This window comes from Acidicapsa acidisoli (genome assembly GCF_025685625.1).
Lineage (GTDB): Bacteria > Acidobacteriota > Terriglobia > Terriglobales > Acidobacteriaceae > Acidicapsa > Acidicapsa acidisoli.
Window position 1 is genome coordinate 203,636 of the sequence record NZ_JAGSYI010000006.1, and the last position, 24,627, is coordinate 228,262.

Annotated in this window: 23 protein-coding genes; 13 read left to right on the top strand and 10 right to left on the bottom strand. The window is 55.3% G+C overall.

The window, feature by feature from the left end:
• Nucleotides 1–8: 8 nt before the first annotated feature.
• The 5 genes from cydB to OHL23_RS27200 are packed head-to-tail and all read left to right on the top strand — an operon-like array spanning nucleotide 9 to nucleotide 5,885.
• Complete coding sequence (gene cydB, locus OHL23_RS27180) at nucleotides 9–1,055, top strand: cytochrome d ubiquinol oxidase subunit II (protein WP_263355204.1); 1,047 nt, start codon at nucleotides 9–11, stop codon at nucleotides 1,053–1,055.
• Nucleotides 1,056–1,057: 2 nt separating this feature from the next.
• The gene (locus tag OHL23_RS27185; protein WP_263355205.1) at nucleotides 1,058–2,539 is read left to right on the top strand and encodes a TolC family protein; all 1,482 of its coding nucleotides are present in this window, start codon (nucleotides 1,058–1,060) and stop codon (nucleotides 2,537–2,539) included.
• Nucleotides 2,536–2,808 carry a YtcA family lipoprotein gene (locus OHL23_RS27190; RefSeq protein ID WP_263355206.1) on the top strand — a complete coding sequence of 91 codons (273 nt, stop codon included), beginning with the start codon at nucleotides 2,536–2,538 and terminating at the stop codon, nucleotides 2,806–2,808. Before OHL23_RS27185 ends, OHL23_RS27190 begins: the two co-directional genes overlap by 4 nt.
• Before the next feature lie 13 nt (nucleotides 2,809–2,821).
• Entirely contained in the window at nucleotides 2,822–4,006 is a 1,185-nt protein-coding gene (locus OHL23_RS27195; protein ID WP_263355207.1) for an efflux RND transporter periplasmic adaptor subunit, read from the top strand.
• Between the two features lie 10 nt (nucleotides 4,007–4,016).
• Nucleotides 4,017–5,885, top strand: a complete 1,869-nt coding sequence (locus OHL23_RS27200) for an FUSC family protein (protein WP_263355208.1) — start codon at nucleotides 4,017–4,019, stop codon at nucleotides 5,883–5,885.
• 27 nt (nucleotides 5,886–5,912) lie between these two features.
• Here the strand turns inward: OHL23_RS27200 and OHL23_RS27205 are convergent, their stop codons facing one another.
• Nucleotides 5,913–6,866, bottom strand: a complete 954-nt coding sequence (locus tag OHL23_RS27205) for a LysR family transcriptional regulator (RefSeq protein WP_263355209.1) — start codon at nucleotides 6,864–6,866, stop codon at nucleotides 5,913–5,915.
• Nucleotides 6,867–7,427: 561 nt separating this feature from the next.
• Between OHL23_RS27205 and OHL23_RS27210 the strand changes: the two genes are divergently transcribed.
• On the top strand, nucleotides 7,428–8,111 hold the full coding sequence (locus tag OHL23_RS27210) for a hypothetical protein (protein WP_263355210.1): 684 nt from the start codon (nucleotides 7,428–7,430) through the stop codon (nucleotides 8,109–8,111).
• 169 nt (nucleotides 8,112–8,280) lie between these two features.
• On the opposite strand, the gene fdhD is transcribed toward OHL23_RS27210, so the two are convergent.
• Together fdhD and OHL23_RS27220 are read right to left on the bottom strand one after the other, a co-directional pair.
• Nucleotides 8,281–9,222: a formate dehydrogenase accessory sulfurtransferase FdhD gene (gene fdhD, locus OHL23_RS27215; RefSeq protein WP_263355211.1), complete on the bottom strand. Its 942-nt coding sequence runs from the start codon at nucleotides 9,220–9,222 to the stop codon at nucleotides 8,281–8,283.
• Nucleotides 9,223–9,327: 105 nt separating this feature from the next.
• Entirely contained in the window at nucleotides 9,328–10,248 is a 921-nt protein-coding gene (locus OHL23_RS27220) for a carbon-nitrogen hydrolase family protein (protein WP_263355212.1), read from the bottom strand.
• A 474-nt stretch (nucleotides 10,249–10,722) separates the two neighbouring features.
• Between OHL23_RS27220 and OHL23_RS27225 the strand changes: the two genes are divergently transcribed.
• Together OHL23_RS27225 and OHL23_RS27230 are read left to right on the top strand one after the other, a co-directional pair.
• Complete coding sequence (locus tag OHL23_RS27225) at nucleotides 10,723–10,950, top strand: DNA-directed RNA polymerase subunit omega (protein ID WP_263355213.1); 228 nt, start codon at nucleotides 10,723–10,725, stop codon at nucleotides 10,948–10,950.
• 55 nt (nucleotides 10,951–11,005) lie between these two features.
• Nucleotides 11,006–11,509 carry a hypothetical protein gene (locus OHL23_RS27230; protein ID WP_263355215.1) on the top strand — a complete coding sequence of 168 codons (504 nt, stop codon included), beginning with the start codon at nucleotides 11,006–11,008 and terminating at the stop codon, nucleotides 11,507–11,509.
• Between the two features lie 53 nt (nucleotides 11,510–11,562).
• On the opposite strand, the gene OHL23_RS27235 is transcribed toward OHL23_RS27230, so the two are convergent.
• Nucleotides 11,563–12,192 (bottom strand): response regulator transcription factor, encoded by a 630-nt coding sequence (locus OHL23_RS27235; RefSeq protein ID WP_263355217.1) that lies wholly within the window; start codon nucleotides 12,190–12,192, stop codon nucleotides 11,563–11,565.
• A gap of 173 nt (nucleotides 12,193–12,365) precedes the next feature.
• Here OHL23_RS27235 and OHL23_RS27240 point away from each other — a divergent pair, with 173 nt between their 5' ends.
• Nucleotides 12,366–13,043 carry a response regulator transcription factor gene (locus tag OHL23_RS27240; RefSeq protein WP_263355218.1) on the top strand — a complete coding sequence of 226 codons (678 nt, stop codon included), beginning with the start codon at nucleotides 12,366–12,368 and terminating at the stop codon, nucleotides 13,041–13,043.
• A 110-nt stretch (nucleotides 13,044–13,153) separates the two neighbouring features.
• Nucleotides 13,154–13,510 (top strand): response regulator, encoded by a 357-nt coding sequence (locus tag OHL23_RS29105; protein WP_396127432.1) that lies wholly within the window; start codon nucleotides 13,154–13,156, stop codon nucleotides 13,508–13,510.
• Between the two features lie 179 nt (nucleotides 13,511–13,689).
• Here OHL23_RS29105 and OHL23_RS27245 read toward each other — a convergent pair whose 3' ends face one another.
• Together OHL23_RS27245 and OHL23_RS27250 are read right to left on the bottom strand one after the other, a co-directional pair.
• On the bottom strand, nucleotides 13,690–14,139 hold the full coding sequence (locus tag OHL23_RS27245; protein ID WP_263355220.1) for a cupin domain-containing protein: 450 nt from the start codon (nucleotides 14,137–14,139) through the stop codon (nucleotides 13,690–13,692).
• 20 nt (nucleotides 14,140–14,159) lie between these two features.
• On the bottom strand, nucleotides 14,160–15,338 hold the full coding sequence (locus OHL23_RS27250) for a Gfo/Idh/MocA family protein (protein ID WP_263355221.1): 1,179 nt from the start codon (nucleotides 15,336–15,338) through the stop codon (nucleotides 14,160–14,162).
• Nucleotides 15,339–15,619: 281 nt separating this feature from the next.
• Here OHL23_RS27250 and OHL23_RS27255 point away from each other — a divergent pair, with 281 nt between their 5' ends.
• Complete coding sequence (locus OHL23_RS27255; RefSeq protein WP_263355223.1) at nucleotides 15,620–16,846, top strand: ROK family protein; 1,227 nt, start codon at nucleotides 15,620–15,622, stop codon at nucleotides 16,844–16,846.
• A 59-nt stretch (nucleotides 16,847–16,905) separates the two neighbouring features.
• On the opposite strand, the gene OHL23_RS27260 is transcribed toward OHL23_RS27255, so the two are convergent.
• Entirely contained in the window at nucleotides 16,906–18,468 is a 1,563-nt protein-coding gene (locus tag OHL23_RS27260) for a TolB family protein (protein WP_263355224.1), read from the bottom strand.
• Between the two features lie 161 nt (nucleotides 18,469–18,629).
• Entirely contained in the window at nucleotides 18,630–18,770 is a 141-nt protein-coding gene (locus tag OHL23_RS27265; protein WP_263355226.1) for a hypothetical protein, read from the bottom strand.
• Nucleotides 18,771–19,052: 282 nt separating this feature from the next.
• On the opposite strand from OHL23_RS27265, the gene OHL23_RS27270 reads away from it, so the two are divergent.
• Complete coding sequence (locus OHL23_RS27270) at nucleotides 19,053–20,396, top strand: glycosyl hydrolase family 8 (protein WP_263355227.1); 1,344 nt, start codon at nucleotides 19,053–19,055, stop codon at nucleotides 20,394–20,396.
• A 154-nt stretch (nucleotides 20,397–20,550) separates the two neighbouring features.
• Nucleotides 20,551–23,328, top strand: coding sequence for a glycosyl hydrolase 115 family protein (locus tag OHL23_RS27275; protein WP_263355228.1), 2,778 nt, complete (start codon nucleotides 20,551–20,553; stop codon nucleotides 23,326–23,328).
• A 12-nt stretch (nucleotides 23,329–23,340) separates the two neighbouring features.
• Here OHL23_RS27275 and pcaD read toward each other — a convergent pair whose 3' ends face one another.
• On the bottom strand, nucleotides 23,341–24,120 hold the full coding sequence (pcaD, locus tag OHL23_RS27280) for a 3-oxoadipate enol-lactonase (RefSeq protein WP_263355230.1): 780 nt from the start codon (nucleotides 24,118–24,120) through the stop codon (nucleotides 23,341–23,343).
• 26 nt (nucleotides 24,121–24,146) lie between these two features.
• Nucleotides 24,147–24,569, bottom strand: coding sequence for a CDGSH iron-sulfur domain-containing protein (locus tag OHL23_RS27285; RefSeq protein ID WP_263355231.1), 423 nt, complete (start codon nucleotides 24,567–24,569; stop codon nucleotides 24,147–24,149).
• Between the last annotated feature and the right edge of the window lie 58 nt (nucleotides 24,570–24,627).

The following is a 24,627-nucleotide window of genomic DNA, read 5'->3' on the forward strand; positions in this document are numbered from 1 at the left end:
GAGATACCATGGGGACTTTGTGGTTTTGGATAGTGGCCGCGATGCTGGCCGCCTATGTGGTGCTGGACGGCTTCGACCTCGGAGTAGGCATCATCTATTTTTTCGTGGCGAAGAGCGAGACGGATCGTCAGCTTGCACTGCGGGCGATTGGTCCGGTATGGGATGGCAACGAGGTTTGGTTGCTTGCGGCGGGAGGCACCCTGTTCTTTGCCTTTCCGCTGCTCTATGCGTCTGCGTTCAGCGGCTTTTATCTGCCGTTGATGATGGTGCTCTGGCTGCTAATCCTGCGAGGCGTCAGCATCGAGATGCGCAGTCATTCCCACGAGCCGTTGGTGCATACCTTCTGTGATGGCCTTTTCTCGTTATCGAGCGCACTGCTTGCAATCTTCTTTGGAGCCGCATTGGCGAACGTCGTCCGGGGCGTCCCGATCGGCAAGGACGATTACTTCTTTCTTCCGTTATGGACCAACTGGACTCCTGGACCTAACCCCGGCATACTCGACTGGTATACGGTGACAGGCGCTGTGCTGGCGCTGCTTGCGCTCGCGCTTCACGGATCGCTCTACCTTGCACTTAAGACCAGCGGAGATCTCGAACAAAGAGCGCTTAACCGGGCGACGAGATTGTGGCCAGCTGTATTTATTGTTACGTTGCTCAGCCTTCCTGCCACGGCAATTGCTCGCCCGAACTCGCTCGAAAACTATCGCGCGCATCCAATCGCATTTCTCGCGCCTCTTCTGGTGATCGCGGGCCTCGTGGCCATACGATATGCTCTGCGAAAAAAGGCGAGCTTGGCTGCCTTCCGGGGTTCGTGTGTTTATCTTGCCGCGATGCTTGCCGGAGCCGCGGCTGGACTATATCCCGTGCTGCTTCCCGCTGTTGGAAACCAGGGCCAGGACATAACGGTCGCGCGTGCGCTCGCCGGTCCGCATGTCTTGCGCGTCGGGATTGTCTGGTGGAGTTTGGGCATTCTTCTGGCGCTGCTGTATTTCGGAATTTTGTACTGGCTCTTTCGCGGCAAGGTGGAACAGCAAGCGGGCGGGTACGGGCACTGAAGATGATCGCTTCCCGCCTGACCAGAAGACGCAGTTGGACGGCTCTTTGTATCTTTATCGCTGTCGAAGCTTTCGCCATGCCGGCATCGGGCCAGGACGGGCGAGCAATATCCAATTGCAGCGCAGTTATCAACACGAAAGATGCGGCGCGATGTATCGGCTCTGTGCGTCCGAATATTCCGATTCCGGCGATTGACCCGAAGCATATCTACACTCTTCCAGAGTTGATTGACATTGCGGAGATGGCTAGCCCCGAGGGCCGCATTGCGTGGACTAACGCCAAGCGTTCGCTCGAGCAAGCAGGAATCGATCGCGCGCTCTACTTACCGATTCTGAGCTTTGTCGCGCAGGGCAGCGATGCACGCTTTATCGTTCCTTTTCCTGCACCGATTGCGCCCAGAGGCTATGTGACTGTGGGAGAGCAAATTGCTGCGGAGCAGTTGGAATTGGAATACGATTTACTTGACTTCGGTCGTGGACAGAAGCTGGACGGCAGCAAGGCTCTGGAGATTGCTTCCGTACTTCGCCTTGGTCGTGTGCATCAGACACTGGCCTATTCGACTGCAACGGAGTTTTATCGCGCACAGCGCACCATCGGCGAGCTAGCAGCGGCTAAAGTAATTCTTCAAACGGCCGAGACTCTGCTTGAGAACGCTCAGTTGCAGTATGACCATGGTCGCGCCACTCTGCCCGATCTACAAAACGCGCAAGCTGGCGCAGCGGAGGCGCGATTCAATCTGGCTGCCGCCGAGGGAGAGGCGAAGAAGTCGAAGCTTGCGCTGAGCGAAACAATTGGCGTTGAACCTACAACTGAAATCGAGATCGCTCCACAAAGTGGGAGAGACTTACCTGGCGCGTTCAATGACTCGGTGGAGGATCTCATACACAATGCATGGAAGATGCGGCCCGACCTGCTGGCTCGTGCGCAGGAGCTTCGCCAGGCGCATGACAGCTACAAGATCGCTCGCGCCGCCTATCTTCCCAAGGCGAGTCTTAGTGCCAGTGGCGGCCAGACGAACGCATGGCCCTCGGCAGACTGGGGTCAACTGGGACCTGCAAGTGTCGCCACATGGTCCGTTGAAGCGAAGCTGCGTTGGGAGGTCTTTAACGGGGCGCGAAAGCATGAGGTTGCCGCTGCTCTCGCCGAGCAAAAAGCGGCCCGCGAAGAACAACGAGCTACGGAGGATTCCGTCACGCGGCAGGTTTGGGAGGCTTATGTCGATTACGAGACGGCGATTGAGCAACAACAATCCTCGCAGAGCTTTCTGACCGCCGCACAAATGTCGTATGACTCATCGCTGGATGCTTTCAAGTTTGGAGTGCGGTCACTAGTCGATGTGGTCGAGGCGGAACGCCAACTTGCGCAGGCAAGAGTAACTGTTGTGCGATCGCAAGCTCAATTGATGCAGAGCGCAGTGGCGCTTACGTACGCGACAGGAAGCTTGCTGCAGAGTGGCACAACCTTGCCCGGAGCCCATCCATGAAAGGTGTCTTTCGTCCAATCGCCTTCGTTGGCTCCACATTTCCGATCATGTGCGCGATGGGTTGCAGGCTTAATCCAAATGTGGAGATTGTTGGCTCCTACTTTCCCGGCTGGATGATCTCGCTAACCTCGGGCGTGGTGCTTACGCTTGTAGCGAACACGTTGCTTCGCAGGAAAGGATTGGACCGCTCCATCGGACACCCGGCGATTATCTATCCGGGCATGGTGGTTCTGTTCACATGCTTGCTCTGGTTGTGCTTTTTTGACTGAAGTGAAAGAAAGAATGTCTCACGACAAAGCTAAACTCGGGCGGTTGATTGGAATCGGAATCGTCAGCCTGGCGGCCATCACCCTGCTGATTTCAGCGGTCCAGGTCGACGACCATCCAAGGACCGATGATGCAACTGTACGCGCAAATTCAATTGCATTTGCGCCCGAGGTGGAAGGCCGCGTCGTCAGCCTGCCAGTGCAGGATAACCAGGCTGTGCACAAGGGCGATGTACTGTTTGTGATCGATCCACGGCCCTATGAGTATGCGCTTGCCCAGGCCAAGGCCGACCAGGCAACGCTTGAGGGCCAGATCGAAGACGAGCGGCGGCACATTGCCGTGGAGCAGAGCGCGGTCGGAACTGCTCAGGCCGGCGTGACGGGTTCGAAGAGCGGAGTTAGTGCTGCACAGGCCAGTTATCTCGCCGCGAAGGCCGCCGTCGAACATGCTGACGCAGCGCAGAGCGCGGCGGAGGCACAACTTCGCTTTGCGCAGAATGATTACAACCGGATCGCCCCGCTCCTGACGAAGCACTACGTTACCGTGCAGCAGGTCGATCAGGCCCAGACGGTGCTGAGTGTCGCAAAGCAGAGCTACCAAGAGGCATCTTCGCAACTACTGCAGGCGCAGGCGCAGGAGTCGATGGCGCTTGCGACCAAGGAAACAGCGGCGGCAAGTTTCGAGGCATCGCAGTCAAAGCTCGGTGAGGCGAAGCATACCGTCGACAACCTGGTGACGTTAATGGCGGAACGTCCCAACCGCGCCGCAAAGGTGCAGCAGGCAGAGCTAAACCTGCAGTGGTGTTACGTGAAGGCGCCCTTCGATGGCTATGTGACGAACATGAATATTTCGCAGGGCGCTTATGCACATGTCGGCACACCGATATTTACCTTGGTTGATACAACCACATGGTGGGTGCTCGCGAGTTATCGGGAATCGAAATTGAGGCACATCAGACCGGGGATGCATGTAGAAGTCTATTTGATGGAACATCCTACACACCGCTTCAACGGAGTTGTTGACAGCGTCGGGCGCGGCGTTTTTCCAGAAGATGGAGCAGTCGAGGGAGGCTTCCCAGAAGTAGATCGCACGTTGAACTGGGTACACCTTTCGGCGCGCTTTCCGGTGCGTATCCGCGTAACTGATCCTGATCCCGAGTTCTTCCGCGTCGGAGCAACCGCAATCACGGTTGTGCGGTAGAGAGAATCAAATGGCGCGAACCCGATTCCGAAATACTGATGTGCTTCGCCTGATAGTCGCAGAGCTTGCGCCGTTCCGTGGGCGATTTGCAGGAAGCACGCGAGATACAATCGGCATCGTCTCTGCGCTGGCCATCTGCATGACACTGCGCGTACCAGGAATTGCGCTTGCGCTTTCCCTGCTCTTTCTGCTGCAGCGTGACCGGCCTGGACTGACGTTGCGAAGCGCGGCGCAGATGCTGGGTGGAGCTGCGACTGCATGCGTCGCCTCGCTCTTCTGGGTACAGATCACAGACGGAACGGAGGTCGCCCGGTACATAGGATTCATACTGGGAATCTTCCTTGCTGCATTTGGAATGGCGAATACTTCGCTTCCATTGTTCTTCACAATATTTGGATTCTACGGCTTTATCGACCTTGCAGCATGGGATACCCACAGCAAGCCGAATGTGATCGTCACGAACAACCTCTACGAAATTGCCGCGCTCGCGATTGTCGTGCTGAGCGCTGTAGCTGTTGAATACGTTTTTGGAATTCAACGGCCCGAAGAAGAACTTGAACGCGAAATGCGCAAGCATCTGTCTTTGTTGTCGCGCTTCTTCCAATTGCTCGCCCAGGAACCATCCGTTCAAGATCAGGCGGAACTTCGTTCGTTGCACAGGGCTGTCGTGCAATCGGCACATATCGGCGATATGCGCATGAACGAACTCTATGAACGTGTGCGGAACATCAGTCCAACACTCACCAAAGTTCCTCTTGGGCTGCACTACCGGATAGGTCTGCTGACTCGCATACTTGAAAGGAGTTCCCTCGTTGGATTTAATATCATCGCCAAGAGGGATCGGGAGGACCGGGCCTACTGTGCCGCAATCGCGGCAGAATGCGACCGCGTGATTGACGGAGACGAGACAGGTGAGTGCGAAGTGCAATTTGAGCAATTGCCAGCATCGTCCTCTACATGGTTGATCGATATCCTCAAAGAGCTTCGACATTATTCCGATAGCCACATGTTGCCAACGGCCTCAGCGAGCAATCCAGCCGTGCCGTCCGCGGAGATCAGGCCAACCTTTCGACTCTCTTTGCCCGGCGCCTTCCACTCGGCCGACAACACGACATATGCTCTCAAGCTTACGCTTGCAGCAACGGTCTGCTATACAGTTTACAACGCCATCTCGTGGCCCGGCATTCATACATGCGTCATTACGGTGCTCTTCACAGGGCTCAGTCCCACAGGCCAGATGAAACAAAGGCAGACTTACCGCTTCTTTGGCACGGCTGTAGGAGGATTTTTGGCGATTGCCGCGGAATCGCTGTTCTTTCCTAACATGGATTCGGTCACCTCCCTTATCTGCCTCGTGGCCGTAGTCGCGTTTATTTCAGGGTGGGTGTTACGAAGCCCGCATATGGGGTCAGTGGGCATACAGATCGGTTTCGCGTTCTTCCTCACCACGCTCCAGGAATTCACCGCAACAACCCAGATTGCGACCGCTCGCGACCGCGTCATCGGAGTGTCACTCGGTTCTCTGGTTATGTGGTTTATTTTTGACCAGATGTGGCCGATGCGCACGAGCCAGGCGCTCAGCCAGATTCTGCGCCGGATTCAGAATGCCGCTACTCAGTTGCACCAGGCTGATCACCAGCACAAACCACGGATGTTCGCGTACAGCCTCTCCCGGTTACGCATTGCGGTGTCACTTGATCTTGCTACGATGCAGCAATTGGAATCTGGAGCTTATTTCGATTTTGGTCGAGGGCACGTGCGCGAACTTGCCCAGAGCCGGAGGCTTATTCGCAAGATTGAAGTTGCGGCTTCAGAGTTTTACACCGAAGCCCTGCGCCAGCGAAACGATATATTGCCTCAGAGGACCTCTGACTGTTGAGTGGACTTGCATGAAAGGCTGGGAAGGCTACTTTCTGGGCCGTTTTTCGCGAGCTTTCGGCGCATCCCCCAGCGGAGTTGATTGATGCCGCCTCTCTTCGCGAAGATGACTCAGGAACAAGCCAGGCAAACCAGCTGGCTCGGGTCCAAGACTGTAGATGAGGGAAAACTGGCGCTTGAGATGAACCCCGCGGATTTGGACCATCTTAACCGTGCCGATCAAGAGCGCACGGCGAAGGGCGCGGCGGGAGACGAAGCCGATTCCAAGACCAGCTTCGACACTGGCCAGGATGCCCTCCGTGGAATCTACCTCCATCACGTGCTTGAGATCCCTGATGAGGAGCCCATGCTCCATAAGGGCTTGTTCGACGATTTCGCGAGTGCCTGAGCCACGCTCGCGCACGAGCAGGTGTGACTCTTTCAAATCCGTCATCGCTATTTCGCGGGTGTAATCCCACTCGTGGCTCGCTGGAACTGTCAAGACAAGTTCGTCTTCGATCCACGGTTCGACGGTTACATCACGGGTTTGCGCGGGACCTTCAATCAAGCCAAGCGGCGCTCGCTGCGAAACGATCAATTGTATGACTTCCTCGGTCTTGGAACTCTCGATGGCGAATTGGACTGAGGGATGGAGCCGAACGAAGTCGCCCAGGATGCGAGGCAACGCAAACTGCGCGATGGTCAGGGAGGCCGCAATTCGCAGTTCACCGCGAACTTCGCCGACCAGAGTGCTCATTTCCTCCTCAGCCCTCGCTACCAGCGCATCCATCTGTTTTACATATCTCAGCAGAATCGCTCCCGCAGGGGTCAGAGTGACTTCTTTGCCCGTGCGATCAAAAAGCGGAACGGAGAGTGTCTCCTCAAGTGCCCTGATCTGTTGTGTGACCGCTGGCTGAGTGAGATATAAGTGGTCCGCCGCCTTTCGAAAATGACGTTGTTCGGCAACCGTCCGAAAGACCTTGAGACGAAAATTTTCGATCACGGATATGTTTCCATTCCCGGCCAAGCTTCGATGTTTATCATTCGCCGGAGTAGTATGCCACTCTCAATCGCGCGAAAATGCGCGTAACATGCATACTTCGATAATATCGTAATTCTCCGCATTCAGCGGGCCGGGACGCTCTCTACGCGTTTGCGTTCCCGACGAATGAGCAGCACTTATGTGAAGAACCCGGCCTACCTCCACGCGCATCAGATGGAGTAGGGGAAAGCCAAACCTGGGGAGCCAGACCGGTACTCCAAATCAAGACGCCATAGCGGGATATGGTTGAGATCCCAGGTCCAGGCGTCGGAGCATCATACTTCAATTCTTTTTAATTTGCGCCGGACTGATCCGCCTGGGTCTAACTTGGCACTCATCGCCGCAACTTCATGCAGGGTATCTTTAACGGGCGACAAATCCATTCGGCCACGCTATTTGATTTCACTTTGATTAGAAACTCTCGCACTACGACTGCTCACAAGCACTAATGCCTTATAAGAATTTGTACTTGGACGCGACAGTTTTATAGAGCGAGACTTGTAAATGTAAAGGAGAGGTCACATGAACCACACAGTCAAAAGCATCTTCCTCGCGGCAGCGGTCAGCTTCGCTTCCGTCAACGCTCAGGCTTCCACATTGGGTAAGAGCGACTTCATCGTACAGGAGCTACCGACCAACCCACAGTTGGCACAGAATACAAATCAGGACTTTTTATTGCACGAGAACAATGGCTCTTCTTATTTGTACGTAGAACAGCAGGAAGGCGCAGTCCTGACCATATTTGATGTAACCGACCCCGCTCATATGAAGCTCGCTGCATCCGTTCGCACTGAAGCGCATGGGGCTTATGATTTCGTTAGTCCGATCGGCACCAGCGCTGAGCTGATCATGTTCCGCGACGGATCAGGAACTGCGGTGCTGGATCTCCGCAAACACAATGCACCACGCGTTGTAGCTATCCAGGGCCCTGCAACTGCTCCGACGGAAATGCTTGGCACTGCCGGCTATCTTTCATCGATGCAACATGCTTATTTTCCTGTCCACCAAGCGCGAGATATTCAACTCGTCGAAACCTCACTGACGCCGCGAGTTGTCACGACCGTATCCGAGGTTACCCGTCAGATCAACCGCTCGGAAACCGGGACCGTCTTTCTTTTGAACACTGGAAAGGTGATCGCAATTCGACGTCTTGATGCCGAACGGGAATATGCAAACGAACAGGAACGTCTTAGAGACAACGACTAATTACATCGACACAATAGCTTAAGCGAGACCGAGCCAGCGCCCACCGTGTGAGATTTCACGCGGTGGGCGCTGGCTTTTGTGGGTAATATCTGTTTGAGTTGTGCCGCCAGAGCGCCACCTAAGGAGCAGTGCTGAGAAGTGGTTGGATTGCAGAGACCAGTGGCAGATTTTATACGGCTGTCTTTCCCTTGATATGCTCGGCCCCGTGATAGATGTTGAAATGGTCGTCACGCAGAAAGCCTACAAGGATAATGTCAAACTCTCTGGCAACCTGCACAGCGAGACTGGACGGAGCGCCAACGGATGCCACCATGAAAACGCCTCCCATCAGCGCTTTCTGCAACAGCTCAAAGCTGGCGCGGCCCGAAAGTAGCAGCAGCGCATGTCGCAGTGGCGTCCGATCCGCGAGAAACTCCGAACCGAGAAGTTTGTCTACGGCATTGTGACGCCCGACATCTTCCCGCATTGCCAGGAGCTTGCCGTCAGCATTGAAGAGACCTGCTCCGTGAAGTCCGCCAGTACGATCGAATACGCTTTGCGATTCACGCAGTCGCGATGGGAGCGTGTAAAGGATATTGGCATTGATCGCGAACGAGTTCCTGATGCGCGCCGGACAGACTGTCTGGAGAGCAAGGAGCGAGGCTTTGCCGCAGATACCACAACTGGATGTCGTATAGAAATTTCGCTCGAGATTCGCGAGGCTTACTTCAACTTCCGGGCTCAGTTCGACCCGCACTTTGTTCAACCTAGGTTGATAAGGCAAAGCGCTCTGCTGCCAGGCATCGGACTCTGGCGCTGACGCCATGCTTTCGGGCGCGTATGTGATGCGCTCAACGTCGTTTATGTCGCGGACAACTCCTTCGGTCATCAGGAAGCCGGCGGCGAGTTCGAAGTCATCTCCAGGAGTGCGCATTGTCACCGAGATCGATTTCATCGCTCGGGCATTGGATGGTCCGTGGACAAGTTGGATTTCGAGAGGCTCTTCGACAGCGAGGAATTCCTCCGCTGGAAAGGAATTCAAGCCTTTCACCTTTTGGACGGAGACTTTGACGGAGGCGCGACTCTGCTCTCCTGTCGAGGATTGGCCGGAGATTGGCGTGATGGAATCCATACTTCTTTTGGATGTATCAACCCAGCATTCGGCTTGAAAGACTTGTGTACGCGATCAAGCAAGGGGATAAGCTCGGTGCGGGAGCTAGAGCACTTAGTTCGCGCCCTACTCTTCGAAAAGAACCGTCTTCCTGGTGCTTGTGTTCACTTCCAGCTTGAATATGTCTGGACGGGCATAGTGCCCAGTGACATCCAGGTCGAATTTTCCCTTCGCGATGACGCGCCGGTCCAGTTCCGCCAGAAGTATTGCCTCACCTGAAAAATAGGGCTCGACGAGAATTTTGCCGAGCGGATCGATCACGCAGGAGCCGCCCCGGATGAGAACTGTCGCCGGGTCGTCCCCTTGAATAGCGCTATAAGACGTTGGACAATCTCCACGAGTGAGATATTGGCAGGCGGACAGTACGAAGCAACGGCCTTCCATCGCTATTGTTTGCATCGTAGGCAGCCATGTATCGCGATCATCGACTGTCGGAGCACAATAGATTTCGATGCCTTGAGCATACATCGCCATCCGCAAGAGCGGCATGTAGTTTTCCCAACAAATTACGCTTCCAACCCTGCCGATTTCTGTCTCGGTCACCGATAGGGTCGAGCCATCCCCGCAGCCCCATACCAGACGCTCAAGAGCTGTAGGCATCACCTTGCGGTGCCTAGCTAGCAGGCGTCCTTCGGGTGAGTAGTGGACGGCGGTGCAATAGAGTGTTCCGCCGTCCCGTTCGATGACGCCTGTGACCAGGTGCACACCGTTTACGCACGCAGCTTGGCCAATGCGATCCGCATCAGTTCCGGGTAAGTCAATCGCGCTCTCAAAGTAGCGCCGAAAGTCCTCGCGTCCCTCGTCACTCCTCAGACCGACGCGCGCGCCGAAATCGAGGCCCTTGGGATATCCACCGACGAAGGCTTCGGGAAACACGACAAGGTTCGCACCTTGCGCCGCTGCGTCTCGCGTAAGGTCGGCAAGCTTCTCAAGCGTCCGACGAGTGTTGAAAACGATCGAAGCAGACTGCACGACTGCGGCTTTCATTGGGACTTTGTCCTTTGCATTTTTGCCTTCGATTCTCATTTTGAAACCCCGCCATGTCGTCTGGCACATTGCTGAATGACTTCTCATCATTGCCCAGATTTGGGCTGAGCTTGAGGAACAGTTGAGATTAGCAGATTTGTTTTTGAGAATGTCGCAGCAATATCAAGAATCACCGGCGTCATTCTATCTTGACTCCTCCTGTTCGCAGCAGACGATACGTATTGGTTCGACGATGTGCGACCAATGCCAGCAGTAGGTTCCTTCTATCAGGGCCAATATTCTCCTCGAAATATCTCCTTATTTCCACTACCTCGTTCTGGGGATATCTTGATGACCCCACCTCCTTATACGAAGACATAATTGTGCGTCGAGATATTGCGCTGATATTGTCGTCCTAGTAAATGGAACTTGAAAATGAGGAGTTCTAACGCGTCGCACTAAGGAACGATGGACGTAGCCCCGAGGAGGAAATGAATGCGCACCGAATTGACATTTAAAGCCCTTGCCAGCATGCCGAATCGCTACCAACTCGTTCAACTCGCGGCTAAGGCAACAAGAGCGCTGCATCGGCCGAATACGCGAGTTCAGGATACGATGAACGACGCGCTCGAACGTCTTAGCGCGGCCAATCACGTTCAATCTGAGATGGTCATGGAAGCTTCCCTGGAATCGGTATCGGCCGAGCAACTCCAAGCAGCTTGACGCGGCAGCGCGCCACCCAACGTAAGTTCCTCACCGTAGTATTAGGAGTGACAACATGGCAACTATCGCAGATCCCACCGCTCTGCCCCCCACTTCTTCTCCACGAAGCATCCCGTGGTGTTATCTGCTGCTCGACAACCTGCATGAGTTCGCTACTCTGGCGTGGTATCTGGTCGCGGACGGCACCCTCGTCGAAGAGGTGTTTTCGCGTGTCATGAAGCAGCTTGACACCGCTTCCTTCGACGATTCTGACGCTCTCACGCCGTACAATCTTGCCCGCGAAGCTATCATTACTCAGGCGGTCGATGTATTGGCCGGCAGGTGCAGAGAAGAAGAGATCAACTTTATACAAGCCGACTCTGCGTATGAACTGCCCAATCTACCTCGACTGGCGTTCCTGCTGAGATTCGTGATCCGTTCCTCGGAATCAGCGGTCGCACGGTATCTCGATGTCTCCCCGTCGCGGGTACGTGAGCTGGTGATGGATGAAATCGACTATCTTAGCGTGAGAGGCCCCTGGTCGGTGCTCACGAATGTCAGAGGCGCAGACGCAATCTAGCTTTTGGAGAATCGTTACGAGGCTCTTGTGGCACAACTATCGGGATTTGCAAGTCACTTCGTCTCGTGCGTCGCGGTTATGATTCGCTCGGCCATTCTAACCAGGTCCGCCAGAGAGCTGGCTCCCATCTTATGCATCGCATTTCCTCGATGGATTTTCACTGTTATCTCACTTATCCCGATCTCCGCGGCGACTTGTTTATTCAACATCCCTGAGATAACCATCTTCATAACTTCGCGCTCACGGGAAGTTAGCGCCTCATATCTCCTGCGGAGGCTCACCAACTCTGACTTTTCCTTGAACTGCGCCTGGGCCTTATCCATGGAGTTGCGCACGGCATTCAGGAGGTCCAAATGATTGACGGGCTTGGTCAGGAATTCTACCGCTCCGGATTTGATGGCTTGCACCGACATCCTGATATCTCCGTGCCCAGTGATGAAGATCGTGGGAATCTGGATATCTGCTTTAATAAGTTCCTGCTGCAGAGCCAGTCCACTCAGCCCTGGCAGTTGGACATCCAGGACCAGACAGCCAAGGTCATCGGGAGTCCACGAAGAAAGAAACTCGCCGGCTGAGTTGAAGAGCCTTACGCCATATCCGGCGGAGCGCAGGAGGCTGTCAAGAGCTTCACGCACAGACCCTTCGTCTTCGACAACAAAGACCATCGGAACTTGTTCGGTCATTCGTTTGGCATCCAAATACTAGTCATTGGGGGCGTGGATCTGTCACGGCATAGGCCAGGATCTCAAACGCGGGGCGCGTCCTCCGCATGCTAGCATGCTTCTATCATGGTAATCTTCGACGGTCGAGAACGCTACTCTGCTGCAAAATTCCAAGCCGATGAGGTCTGACGCGAATGCAGGATGCTTCCAAATTCCGTCGCACTGGCGGGTCAGCCGTCGAGTCGGGCTCTTCCCCTGAAACGGACCCCGACCGGCCTGTCGTCTTTGTGCTGGATGACGATCCCGATGTACGGGAAGCGCTGTCGAGCCTTTTATCTTCCGCGGGTCTGCGGGTTCTCACGTTTGGATCGGCGGCGGAGTTTCTCAAGGCCAAGGCTCCGCGCTGCCCGGCTTGTCTGGTGCTGGATTTGCAGTTGCCAGATATCAATGGTCTGGATTTACAGCAGAAGCTCGCGGAAGTGAACGGACCTCCGGTCGTCTTTATCTCCGGTCATGGCGACATTCCTTCGTCGGTTCGAGCGATGAAGGCCGGAGCGATCGAATTTCTGCCGAAACCATTCAGCGATGAGGAATTGCTTTCGGCCATCTCCAACGCTATCGCCAAGGATCGGGAGACAACGCAGCAAAGATCAGAATTGGCAAGAATCCAAAAGTCTTACGCGCTGCTCTCTGCCAGGGAACGAGAGGTTTTGCCGCTCATCGCGGCGGGGCTCAAGAATAAGGACAGTGCGGCAATGTTGGGAATTGCCGAGATCACGCTACAGGTTCACCGCGCGCAGATTATGAGAAAGATGGCCGCGCAATCGGTAACTGACCTCGTGAGAATGGCCAGCAAACTCGGAATCGTCTAGTTTTGAGCAACCTATACCAAGTCATAATAGTCATCCTGTAGCATGCAAGTTACAGTAATCCGGAACGGGGGTCGCACCTGAGCCGACACATAAAACCTATAGTAGTGGTCGTGGACGACGACCTGGAGATTCGCGAGTCTCTTAAGAGCCTTTTGACATCGGCCGATTTCGGCGTGGCAACGTTTTCGTCTGCCGAGAGCGCGCTAGAGTCCGGGATTCTCGCCGACGCCGGGTGTCTTGTCACAGATGTGCGCATGCCCGGGATGCACGGCACTGAATTGCAGTCACGGGTACGCCGCCAACATCCTGCCTTACCCGTGATCATGATTACGGCTCATCGCAGCGAAGAAATGAGACTATCCGCCCTGTCGAATGGCACCGCTTTTCTCTTTTACAAACCCTTCGATCCAATAGTTCTCTTACAGGCTATCCACTCGGTTATATCCCGTCTTGAAGGACATGCCTGATTTTGCGCCACTTACGACGCTCGAGCTCGCGCCCGGCAGCGTGCATTCCTCGATATTCCTCCAGGCTGGTAGGAACGGGAAATATCCGGAAAGTATCTACTAACTTAGGTTAGTGTTACCTTCACAGTCTGTCCAATTGTCTATATATTCAGAGTCTGTGCGAGGTAACATCTGCGATGTTACTGTTGAGATTGCCGGGCAAGCATTCCGGGAGAACTCCAGTTAATTACGTGGTAAGTAGCAGGTCCGGCGCCAACGTTTCTGAGGCCATGCAACTGGTTCGAGGCGCTGAAGATTACAGAGCCCGCCCCAACCCGTTTCCACTCGCCGTTGACGAGACATTCTACCGTTCCTTCCTTGACGATGACCAATTCCTCATTGGGATGCTTGTGAGGCGGGTGCGAGGCCTGTCCCGGGTTCAGAGTGGTGACATGAACCTCCAGCTCATCCAGAGTTGCGGTCGGACCGCGAAAAAAGGATCGAACCTCTCCGACCGCCGTCTTGTGAGCGGGGATCGTGTTCCAGTCATAAACCGAAGAGCCAATGACGGCCTTCTGTTGAAATGCCAGGGCGATACAAGCGGTGAAGAAACTCGCACCGACGGCTACGAAAATATCCCGACGTGTCATGATCTTGCTCTCCTATGCGTTCAAGTGGGAAAGGTGAGAACCTTCGCGTTCTTTTGCGCCAGGAGCACGAGTTCTGCTGTCAGGAGCGCCTGTTCCTGATTTTGTCCAGTATGAGTGCGGTTCACGATATCAGAGACGAACTGCGGGCCAAATGGTAGTTCAACTTTGCTGCAATCGATGTATTTTGTTTGCTTTGCATCCACGACGAACAGGTGATTGCCATCGCTTCGCCCGGCGATATCCACATATTTCCGCAATTCGATGTAGCCTTCCGTGCCGAGGATGAAAAGGCGTCCGTCGCCCCATGTGCCGAGGCCGTCCGGCGTGAACCAGTCCACGCGAACGTATCCTGCGCCGCCGTTGCCGTGGAGCATCATATCTCCAAAATCCTGAAATCTGGGGTGAGCGGGATGGTTTACGTTCGCAATCTGAGAGGCGGTAACCGCAGCGGTTGTCGATCCTGTGTAGTACACAAACTGGTCTGCCTGATGGGAACCGATGTCACAGAGAATGCCTCCGTATTGCTCGGGGTCCCAGAACCATGCGGGCCGAGTGATGTCATTCACCTTATGAGGCGCGATGTTGATGGTTTGGACGACTTTTCCGATGGCTCCCTGCTGGATGAGGTCTCCGGCTTTGACTGCGGCACGCACTTCAAGCCGCTCCGAGTACATAATGGCGAATATGCGCCCGGTTTGCTTGATCGCCGCGCGCACATCTGCCAGTTGTTCGAGGGTTGTGATTGCGGGCTTATCGCTTAAATAGTCCTTGCCGTGGTGCATGACGCGAATGCCGAGCGGCGCACGCAGGTTCGGAATCTGTGCACCAGCGACGAGCTTGATGGATGGATCGTCGAGTATCTCCTGTTCGCTCCGGGCGAGCTTTGCCTGCGGATAGAGCTTGATGAAGTCGGCGATTGCCTTCGGATCAGTCGCGTAGACAGAGACGAGTTCTCCGCCGCCGCGAATTGCCGCCGCAGTCATACTCATGATGTGGTAATGATCGAGGCCAATGACAGAAAATCGGATCGAGTATTGAGGCTTGGCCTCAATTCCCTGGAAAGGGGCCGCAACCTCGTGAACGATCGGGCCATTGCCGGCGCCGTAGAGCCCGTGGGCAGCGTCCGGAAGAGCCGTTAACATACCGGCCGAGCCCATCGCTTTGAGGAAGGAACGCCTGGCATAGTTCTCGACCCGCATGTGAACCGCTCCCTCGAAACGTTCCCGATCACGAAATGAGCGCACGTTAGTGACACGCATTCCGACTGAGTGCGTCGAATCCGGAAATTCTTTTGCGTGCAAAACAATATTTGACGCCGACGGGCGGTGTCAAACAAGTGCCGATATAAGAATCGTACGCAAAGGCTAATATCTCAACGCACTGAGCGCCGATGGCATTACTATGGTTGGAATAGAAATCACCCCCACAGGAGTTAGCGAACCGAACGATGACCCCTCTGTCACGACCTGCAGCTCGCGGAATGAAGCGGATCGATCTTGCTTATGTGGAACTGGCCTCGAGCGAAGACGCACGCGACATCAACCGGGACATTGTTCTGGAAATCATTCGATCCAAGCAGCCGGTTGCTCGGGCGGATCTGGCCCGTGCATCGGGACTGCAGCCGAGTACGATCTCGGCCATCGTCGAACAACTGATCCAGGAGAAATGGGTCGCGGAAGGCGCGGTTGTACGCCGTCCGCGAGGCCGGCGGCCGACGCTCTTGTCGCTGAACGATGAACTTGTGATACTTGTCGCGGACGTGCGGCCGCAGCAAGCGATTATTGCTCTCGTTGATTTGAATGGACGCTTTCTGGCGCGCGAATCAGTTCCTCTTGGAAAACATCCCGAACGGGCGGTTCAGAAAATTATTGCGTGTATGCAGTCGATCCGGTCTCTGCATAAGGATCGATCCTTCGAGGGAATTGGCATCAGCATGCCGGGACGTGTAGATCCCGAGTCGCAACGCATTCTCCTTGCGCCAAATCTGAAGTGGGGCGACTATGACATCAAGAGCGCCCTCGAAGAGGGGATGCATTTGCAGGTGGAGCTGGAGAATGCGGCGAATGCATGCCTGCTTTCGGAGCTTTGGTCCGGGCGATTGGACGGAATTCGTAATGCTGTTTTAGTGACGGTATCCGAAGGAGTTGGCGCTGCGATTCTCGCCAATGGACAGATTGTGACTGGCCGCAGCGGACTAGCTGGCGAGTTCGGGCACAGCCCCGTTGATCCGAGCGGCCCATTATGCGGTTGCGGACAGCATGGCTGCTGGGAGGTGTTTGCTTCTTCCAATGCGGCGCTGCGCTATTATGCGGAGCGAGTCAGCGAGAGCCAATCGATGGGCATTCAACAACTATTGCAGCTTGCCGAGGATGGCGATAAGGACGCCGTTGCCGCAGTAACCCGGCAGGCAACGGAGCTTGGCCGAGGACTGCGATTGGTGACGGCAGCGCTCTCTCCGGAAATGATACTGATAACCGGAGACATTACGAGTGCGTGGTCACACTTTGGTTCCGTCGTGCAGCGTGAGATGGAAAGTGCGATGCTCGCTGGATCCGCTCCTCGATTGGAGACATCCAGTGACGGCGAGTTGGCGAGATTGCGCGGAGCGGCCGCCGTTGTTCTGCAGCGGCACTCCGGCTACAATCGCTCCATGGGAAGCCGGGCTGGCCACAGGCAAGTCAGGGCCGCAGGCGGCGCTACTAAATAGTGCTTGGCTGAACATATCTACTTGCCGGAATGGACGATGGCCCTTCGTCGCAGTCGGCATTATTTTGTGTCAGAATCTGCGAACTGGTAACTTACGTAGGCGAGATGGCGGCTGTCGGGGGCCCAGGACGGGACATTGATCGTTCCAGAACCGCCAAAGATCTCTACCAGATTGCTGATCTTTCTGTCAGGCAGAGACATCAACCTCAGGGTTATGTCCCGATTCGACGGATGACCTTTCACGCTCGCATCGTAGCTGAGAAATACCATCCACTTTCCATCCGGTGAAACATGCGGAGTCCAGTTGTTCCTTTCGTCAGAGGTTATCTGTTCGGGTTGGCTGCCGTCGGCGCGCATGCGCCAGATCTGCATTGTGCCGCCTCCGCGATCTGAGTTGAAGTAGATGTATGCGCCGTCCGGCGAGTAATCCGGATCGTCACTTATGCCCGTCGACGTGGTAAGTCGAGTTTCGGCTCCGCCGTCTACGGAAATAGTCCATATATCGCCGCCACCGGGATGCGGACGAGTGAACGCGATCGTCTTTCCGTCGGGTGACCAGCTATGAAAATAAGAAGATGGATTCTGCGTGATCATATGCGGGTCTCCGCCCGAAGAAGAGAGAATGTATACGCGAGATCCGGGAGCACCTGGCGTGCTGCAACTGATAGCCAGCAGTTTGCCATCAGGAGAAAGCCCGTGACTTCCGTTGCACGAATTCGCTGAACCGGCATCGATTTGTTGCGGCGTTCCACCTTCCGCCGGAACCGTCATAATATGGCCACCTTGATCGAAGACCAGGGACTTGCCATCGCGTGTCCAGTTGGGCGCCTCGAAATGTGCCTGCGCATTGTAGACAATCATGGCACGTCTGGCGTCGTGGTCGAGCGAGATGGTTTGAAGTGTGCTGTATAGGTAGGATTTCGTGAGAGCAGCCGGGGACACTAATGGGGGCAAGGACTCCATGACTACGTTGGAGAAGACCGCTGTCTCGGACGTATCTTTATCATGCGCGCATACACCCAGCCCGATGTAGAACGGGCCATCGAGATGGAGGGGGGTTGCCGCGCCGGAAGGATGGAGTGGCTCTCCGTGAAAGCTGACGAACATCGTGAAGTGGTCGCCGCGTTTCTCGATGCGAAGGCGCGTCGGTGCATCTTCTATTTTGTCGAAGTTCAATTCGGCGCCACCGGTCACATCTCCCTTTTCGGTCCGGTACTGCAATGCGGTGAGCCCCGCTCCATGCAGAACCGCGTCGGCGTAGACGGAGTCGGCATCGAGAGTCTGACGAATCATCAATGCAGCCTTGCGATGAGGATTACCTCCCTGGTGCGGGAAACGTATATCCGCCGCAAGGGACACATCGCCTGAAGCCTTCGTCCAGAGATATTGGAAGGCGTCCTTCGCCAACCACATATTGTCGCCGGAACCCGTGATCGTGTAGGTTCCATGTGCCGGGTCGTAGGTGCTTGAGCCAGGGTGAAGGACAGTTCCTACATCCGTATGACCCTCAAATTTGCCTAGCGTCTCATGGCTGGCTTGTGCATAGGACTGAGCACTTAATGAGCAGAGGACAATACCGAGATAGAGAGATCTCAGGAATGATCCGTATTGCCGATTCTTCACGATTGAGTTTCCTCCAATGCCTATAGATATGTTTGGTTGCGCAGAAATTCCGTTGCGAAATTGTTTTGTACGTGGGCTGAACTTTAGGACCTGGCGGGACTCGGTGTCAAGTCCAGGAGGGCTGGCGGAAACACCATTTCACGGGGGGGTGTCCTGCAGATTCAGAGTCTGCTTGCGATTGGGTATCCGACTAGCCTTCGTTGCAGAGCGGCGCAGATACCTGTGGCGAGCAGAATCAGGATGAAGAAGACTCCAATGCCGCTGAGCAGCGCGTAGCGGCTTAGATTACGCCTTTGTTGCATTGTCCGCCTGCGGCGTTGTCGAGTTTGAAGCATGCTACTCCCATCTAGTTTCCGAGTAGTTGCTCGGTGCGATGCTCTTCCTGCCAGGTTGCCGTGCATCGCAGGAATGCCTGGACTTGAACATCATGCTGTGTAGTGGCGTATGGACGCAGATCGTGACATGAAATGCGCGAAAATCAGGGCCTGCCCGAGTCAAAGCTAACGGGGCGAATATGCAGAAATGGCTGATAATTTGTTCGAGGGTTGCAATATATCGATTTACTAGGTATAAAGAGTGCGTTTATGAAGATAATTTTGGCACCTCCTTATTTTGCGACCCGTCCATTGCGACGCGGGTTGACCCTCATATTTGTTGGGCTCATCGCACTCATAGCCAATTTCTTTCGATTGCCGAGTTTCGCGGAAGGATCGGGAGCTGGACCAGCGGACAGCAGGGATGGATCTGGCGCCTTTGCTACCGGACATTACCGCAATGTTTTTGTGGAGTTGGGGAGCCCTGAGAACGAAGTGTCCGCGAAAATCGAGACAGCTTACCAGCAGCTTTTTCATGGTGATCCTCAGACTCAGGCGGTGTACTTTGCCGTGGGGCGGAATGGCAATGGGCCCTTGGCCTATCTGACGGACTGGGCCAACCATGACGCCCGAACGGAAGGTATGTCGTATGGGATGATGATTTCGGTGCAGTTGGACCACAAGACCGAGTTCGATGCGCTCTGGAACTGGGCGAAAACGTATATGTACATCAGCGATCCGCATCATCCTTCCTACGGTTATTTTTCGTGGTCGTGCAGGACGGATGGGACTCCGAATGAAGAGACTGCCGCTCCGGATGGCGAAGAATACTTTGCCATGGCGCTCTATTTCGCCTCAGCCAGGTGGGGCGACGGCACAGGGATTTACGATTACAAAGCACAGGCAGACGCATTATTGACTGCAATGCGTCATCGGGCCGTTATGACTGGGCCTACCCGATTCGGGCCGCGCACTGTGGGGAACGAGGTCGATGCCCAGTACAAGATGATTCGTTTCGTACCTGGGGTGGATCGTGGAGATTTTACCGACCCCTCGTATCATCTTCCCGCGTTTTATGAGCTTTGGGCAAGGTGGGGACCGGTAGACGATCGGCAGTTCTGGGCTGAGGCAGCGGAGGCAAGCCGTGCTTTCTTTCCAAAGACAACCAACCCTGAGACTGGACTGGCGCCGGATTATGCGAACTTCGATGGAACGCCCAAGGTGACGCGATTCACCCAGTCTTCGATCTTTGGATATGACGCGTGGCGGACGGCGAGTAACTGGTCCGTGGATTGGGCGTGGTGGGGCGAAGCTCCGCAGGAGCGCGTGCTGAGCGATCGTATTCAAGCCTTCTTCGCTAAAGAGGGATTGGATGCTTATGGCGATCAGTACACTCTGGATGGCAAGAAAATCGCGAACCGGCATTCAACCGGATTGGTTGCGACGAATGCCGTGGCGAGCCTGGCGGCTACCGATCCTCGGTCAAAGGAGTTTGTGCAGGCGCTATGGCGAACTCCTGTGCCCACAGGTGAACAGCGCTATTACGACGGCATGTTATACATGATGAGCATGATGCACCTGGGTGGGGAGTTTCGGATCTGGGCTCCCAGGTGATCACGTAGTAAGACTTGTCGACTGCACATAACTTGTATCTGGAGTACCTGGTATGATTTTGCCTTCCCGCCACTGCTTTTCCTTGCTGTGCATCGCAGCACTCGCTTTATCTACATCGACTCGACAGGCGCATGCGCTTGGACAACCGCGTTATGTGAGCACCACACCAAGCAAGGATGGATTCACGCTTGCGGCCGGTGGCCATACAGCCATGATCGATGTAGATCGCGGCGACTATCCGGGAGTTATCCGCGCGGCGCACGATCTGCAGGCCGATATTGAGCGTGTGACTGGCTTGAGCCCGCATTATCTCAATGACAAGGAGAGTGCACGAGGTGAAGTTGTTTTGATCGGGACGATCTCGAAGAGCGCAATCATTGACCGGCTGATTCGGGAACATAGGCTCGACGTGAGTACAGTTCAGGGCAAGTGGGAATCAACCCTGGTGCAGGTGGTGGAGAAGCCCATGCCTGGAGTGGCGCGGGCGCTGGTAATTGCAGGAAGCGACAAGCGCGGAACAATCTTTGGCATCTACGATCTTTCGGAACAGATCGGGGTTTCGCCGTGGTACTGGTGGGCCGATGTTCCGGTCGTTCACAAAAACGCTCTTTATATTACGACAGGGCGATATATACAGGGCGAGCCTGCTGTGAAGTATCGCGGCATATTTCTGAACGATGAGGCTCCCGCACTGACAGGTTGGGTCAATGCGGCTTATGGAGGCTACAACCATAAGTTCTATGAGAAGGTCTTTGAGCTGTTGCTTCGCCTGAAGGCAAATTATCTATGGCCTGCAATGTGGAACAGCACCTTTAATGAGGACGACCCGGAGAATGCTCGCCTTGCCGATGAGTATGGCGTCGTGATGGGAACCTCGCATCATGAGCCTATGCTTCGTGCACAGCAGGAGTGGAAGCGGCACGGCACAGGACCGTGGGATTACTCGACGAATGCGGAGGTTCTCGATAAGTTCTGGAGCGATGGCATTGAGCGCAACAAGAACTTTGAGAGTACGATTACGCTGGGCATGCGTGGCGATGGCGACATGCCGATGACGGAGGGCGCGAATATCGCGCTGCTTGAGAAGATCGTCGCCGATCAGCGGAATATTCTCGCGCAGCACATGACTCCGACGCTCAATGCCGATCCCAAGGTATGGGCGCTCTACAAGGAGGTGCAGGCGTATTACGAGAAGGGCATGCGCGTGCCGGATGATGTAACCCTGCTTTGGTGCGACGATAACTGGGGCAACATTCGCCGCTTGCCTACTCCGGAGGAACGTAAGCGCTCGGGTGGAGCGGGAATTTATTACCACTTTGACTATGTAGGCGATCCACGCAATTACAAGTGGATTAATACCAATCCGATTGCCAAGGTTTGGGAACAGATGAATCTCGCGCTCGCCTATGGCGCGAACCGGATCTGGATTGTGAATGTAGGCGATCTGAAGCCAATGGAGTTTCCGATTGAGTATTTTCTGACGCTGGCGCGGAATCCGGAGCGATGGGGAAAGGACCAAACCCAGGAGTTCACACGGCTTTGGGCAGAGCGCGAGTTTGGCGCGGCACAGGCGGACGAGATCGCCGAACTGGTGACCAGATACACGCAATACAACGGGCGGCGAAAGCCTGAGTTGCTGGATACGGATACATTCAGCCTGGTGAATTATCGCGAGGCCGATCGGGTGGAAGCAGATTGGAAGGCGCTTCTGGCTAAGGCGGAGACGCTGCAAAAGCTCATACCGCAGGAGCAGCAGGATGCTTATTTCGAACTTGTGCTGCATCCCATCAAAGCTTCGGCGATCGTCAATGAGCTTTATATAACCGCTGGACGCAACCGTTTGTATGCGAAGCAAGGCAGGGCAGATGCAGGCGACTACGCGGCGCAGGCTCGCGTGCTCTTTCAGGCGGATGAGGAGCTTACCAATGAGTACAATCATGTGCTCGCGCACGGTAAGTGGAATCATATGATGGATCAGACTCACCTTGGGTACACCTATTGGCAGGAACCACCATTGAACGTGATGCCAGCCGTGAGCGAGGTGCAGCCTCTTGCAGAACCGCGCATGGGATTGGATGTCGAGGGCTCCGCTGGGGCGCTTGGCCCGCTGCGATTGAGCTTCGATAACTATCAGCGACAGAGCCGATATGTTGATGTCTTCAACCGTGGCGTCGGTTCCTTTCACTTCGATGCCAAGGTTTCCGAGCCGTGGATTTTATTGAGCACAACGGGAGGCCAAGTCAGTAAGGACGAGCGAATTGACGTGAGTGTGGATTGGAGCAAGGCTCCGCTTGGCAAGACGGATGGCGAGATCACGATTACTCAGGCCAACTCGGCTTCGGTGCGTGTGCGCGTGGAGGCGCTCCGTCCTAAGAGTCCGGATCGTGATGCGCTTGAGGGATTCGTCGAAGGAGATGGTTATGTCTCAATGGAGGCGGAGCATTTTACGAAGGCGATGAGTCATGAGGATGTGCACTGGGATCGGATTCCGGAGTATGGGGCGACCCTTTCAGGGATGAGCGTCTTTCCTGTAACGGCGGCCAGCGTAATGCCGCTTCAGTCCACTGCAACGCTGGAGTATCGGATGTATCTCTTTGACTCCGGCAGTTTCAATCTGGAGACCATCATCGGACCGACGCTGAACTTTGTGCCGGGGCGCGGGCTGCGATTTACAGTTGCGCTGGATGACCAGCAGCCGCAGTTGGTCGATGCGCTGGAGCATAACTCCGACAAGGACTGGGCGACAGCAGTAAGCGACAGCGTGCGCCGCGTGGAGACAAAGCTGACCGTGGACCACCCCGGCTACCATACGCTCAAGATTGGCGTGGTCGATCCGGGGGTTGTTTTGGAGAAGCTGGTGTTGAGCGCCGGGGCGCTGAAGCCCTCTTACCTGGGGCCGCCTGAGAGCTTTCATGGAACTCTCGCGCGGTAACGCCGGTTACGCTCAGGCTTCGAGAAAACCGAACAATGCAGCGTTGAATTCGCTCGCCGCTTCTATGTTGGATAGATGCGCTGCAGGAATTTCAACGTAGCTTGCTCTGGGAATGTGTTGGGCAAGGAAGTGACCGTCTTCGGGCGTAGTGACGGGGTCATGTGTACCGGCGATCACCAGCGTTGGAGCATGGATGAACTGCAGGCTTGCGCGAAAATCGGCGTCGCGGATGGCTGCACAGCAGGCAGCGTAACCTTGCACGTCGGTTGCGTGGAGCATGGCTGCGGTTGCAGTGATGACGTCCGGGTGTTTGGCATGGAAGGATGGAGTGAACCAACGCTCCAGCGTGCCGGGAATAACCGAACCCAGCCCATCGCGCAGAACTGTTTCGATGCGAGTGTTCCAGACTTCCTCGACTCCAATTTTTGCTGCGGTATTGGCGAGGATGAGTTTCCGAAGGCGATTAGGAGCGTTAACACCGAGCCATTGACCGATGATGCCGCCCATTGAGATGCCACAAAAGCTGGCTTGCTCGATCTCGAGGAAATCGAGAAGATGCACCACATCCTGGCCTAGCTCTGCGATGGTGTATTGTCTGGGTGGAATGGAGGAACCGCCGTGGCCGCGCGTGTCATAGCGCAGAAGCCTGCAGCGGGAGCCTAGTGAATTCACTTGCGGCTCCCACATGGAGAGGTTAGCTCCGAGGGAATTTGACAGGACCAGCATTGGCAGGCTGACATCGCCTCTGAGGTCGTAATGAATACATACGCCGTTCAGTTCGGCGACAGGCATGTTGCAAATCCCTCCGGTGGTAGAAGTCAGCCCTGGAATCCGATCCTAGCGTGAGAGCCGTCACAGTAAGGCTTGTTTGCGGAGGCGCCACACCGGCAGAAGTACGTCTCTTCGGTATTTGCAATGGTTTCTTTTGCGGCGTTCTGCACGGTGAGTGGCCCGATGGCTTGCAATGGGCCCGCGGGAAGTGGCGTGAAGACGACTGGACTGGTCGCGGTGATTTCACCGACCGGGTCGGCGGGGACAGCTTCGCCGGGCTCGGCAAAGCCGATGGTGCGATGGCTGCCGTCGCAGAAAGGCTTGTTCGCGGAAGCTCCGCAGCGGCAGAGTGAGGCGCGAGGCTGGCTCAGGGTTTCGGAGCCGGTTTGAATCTGTAACTCGCCGGTGGCGATGAGTGGTCCGTTTGGGGCGGTGAAGGCGGCGTTCGCTGGCGGGGTGGTTTCGCTCAAAAGGGTGATCCTCCGAGCTCAGTCTATACGGCGCGGTTCTGAGGTTCGGGGACTCGGT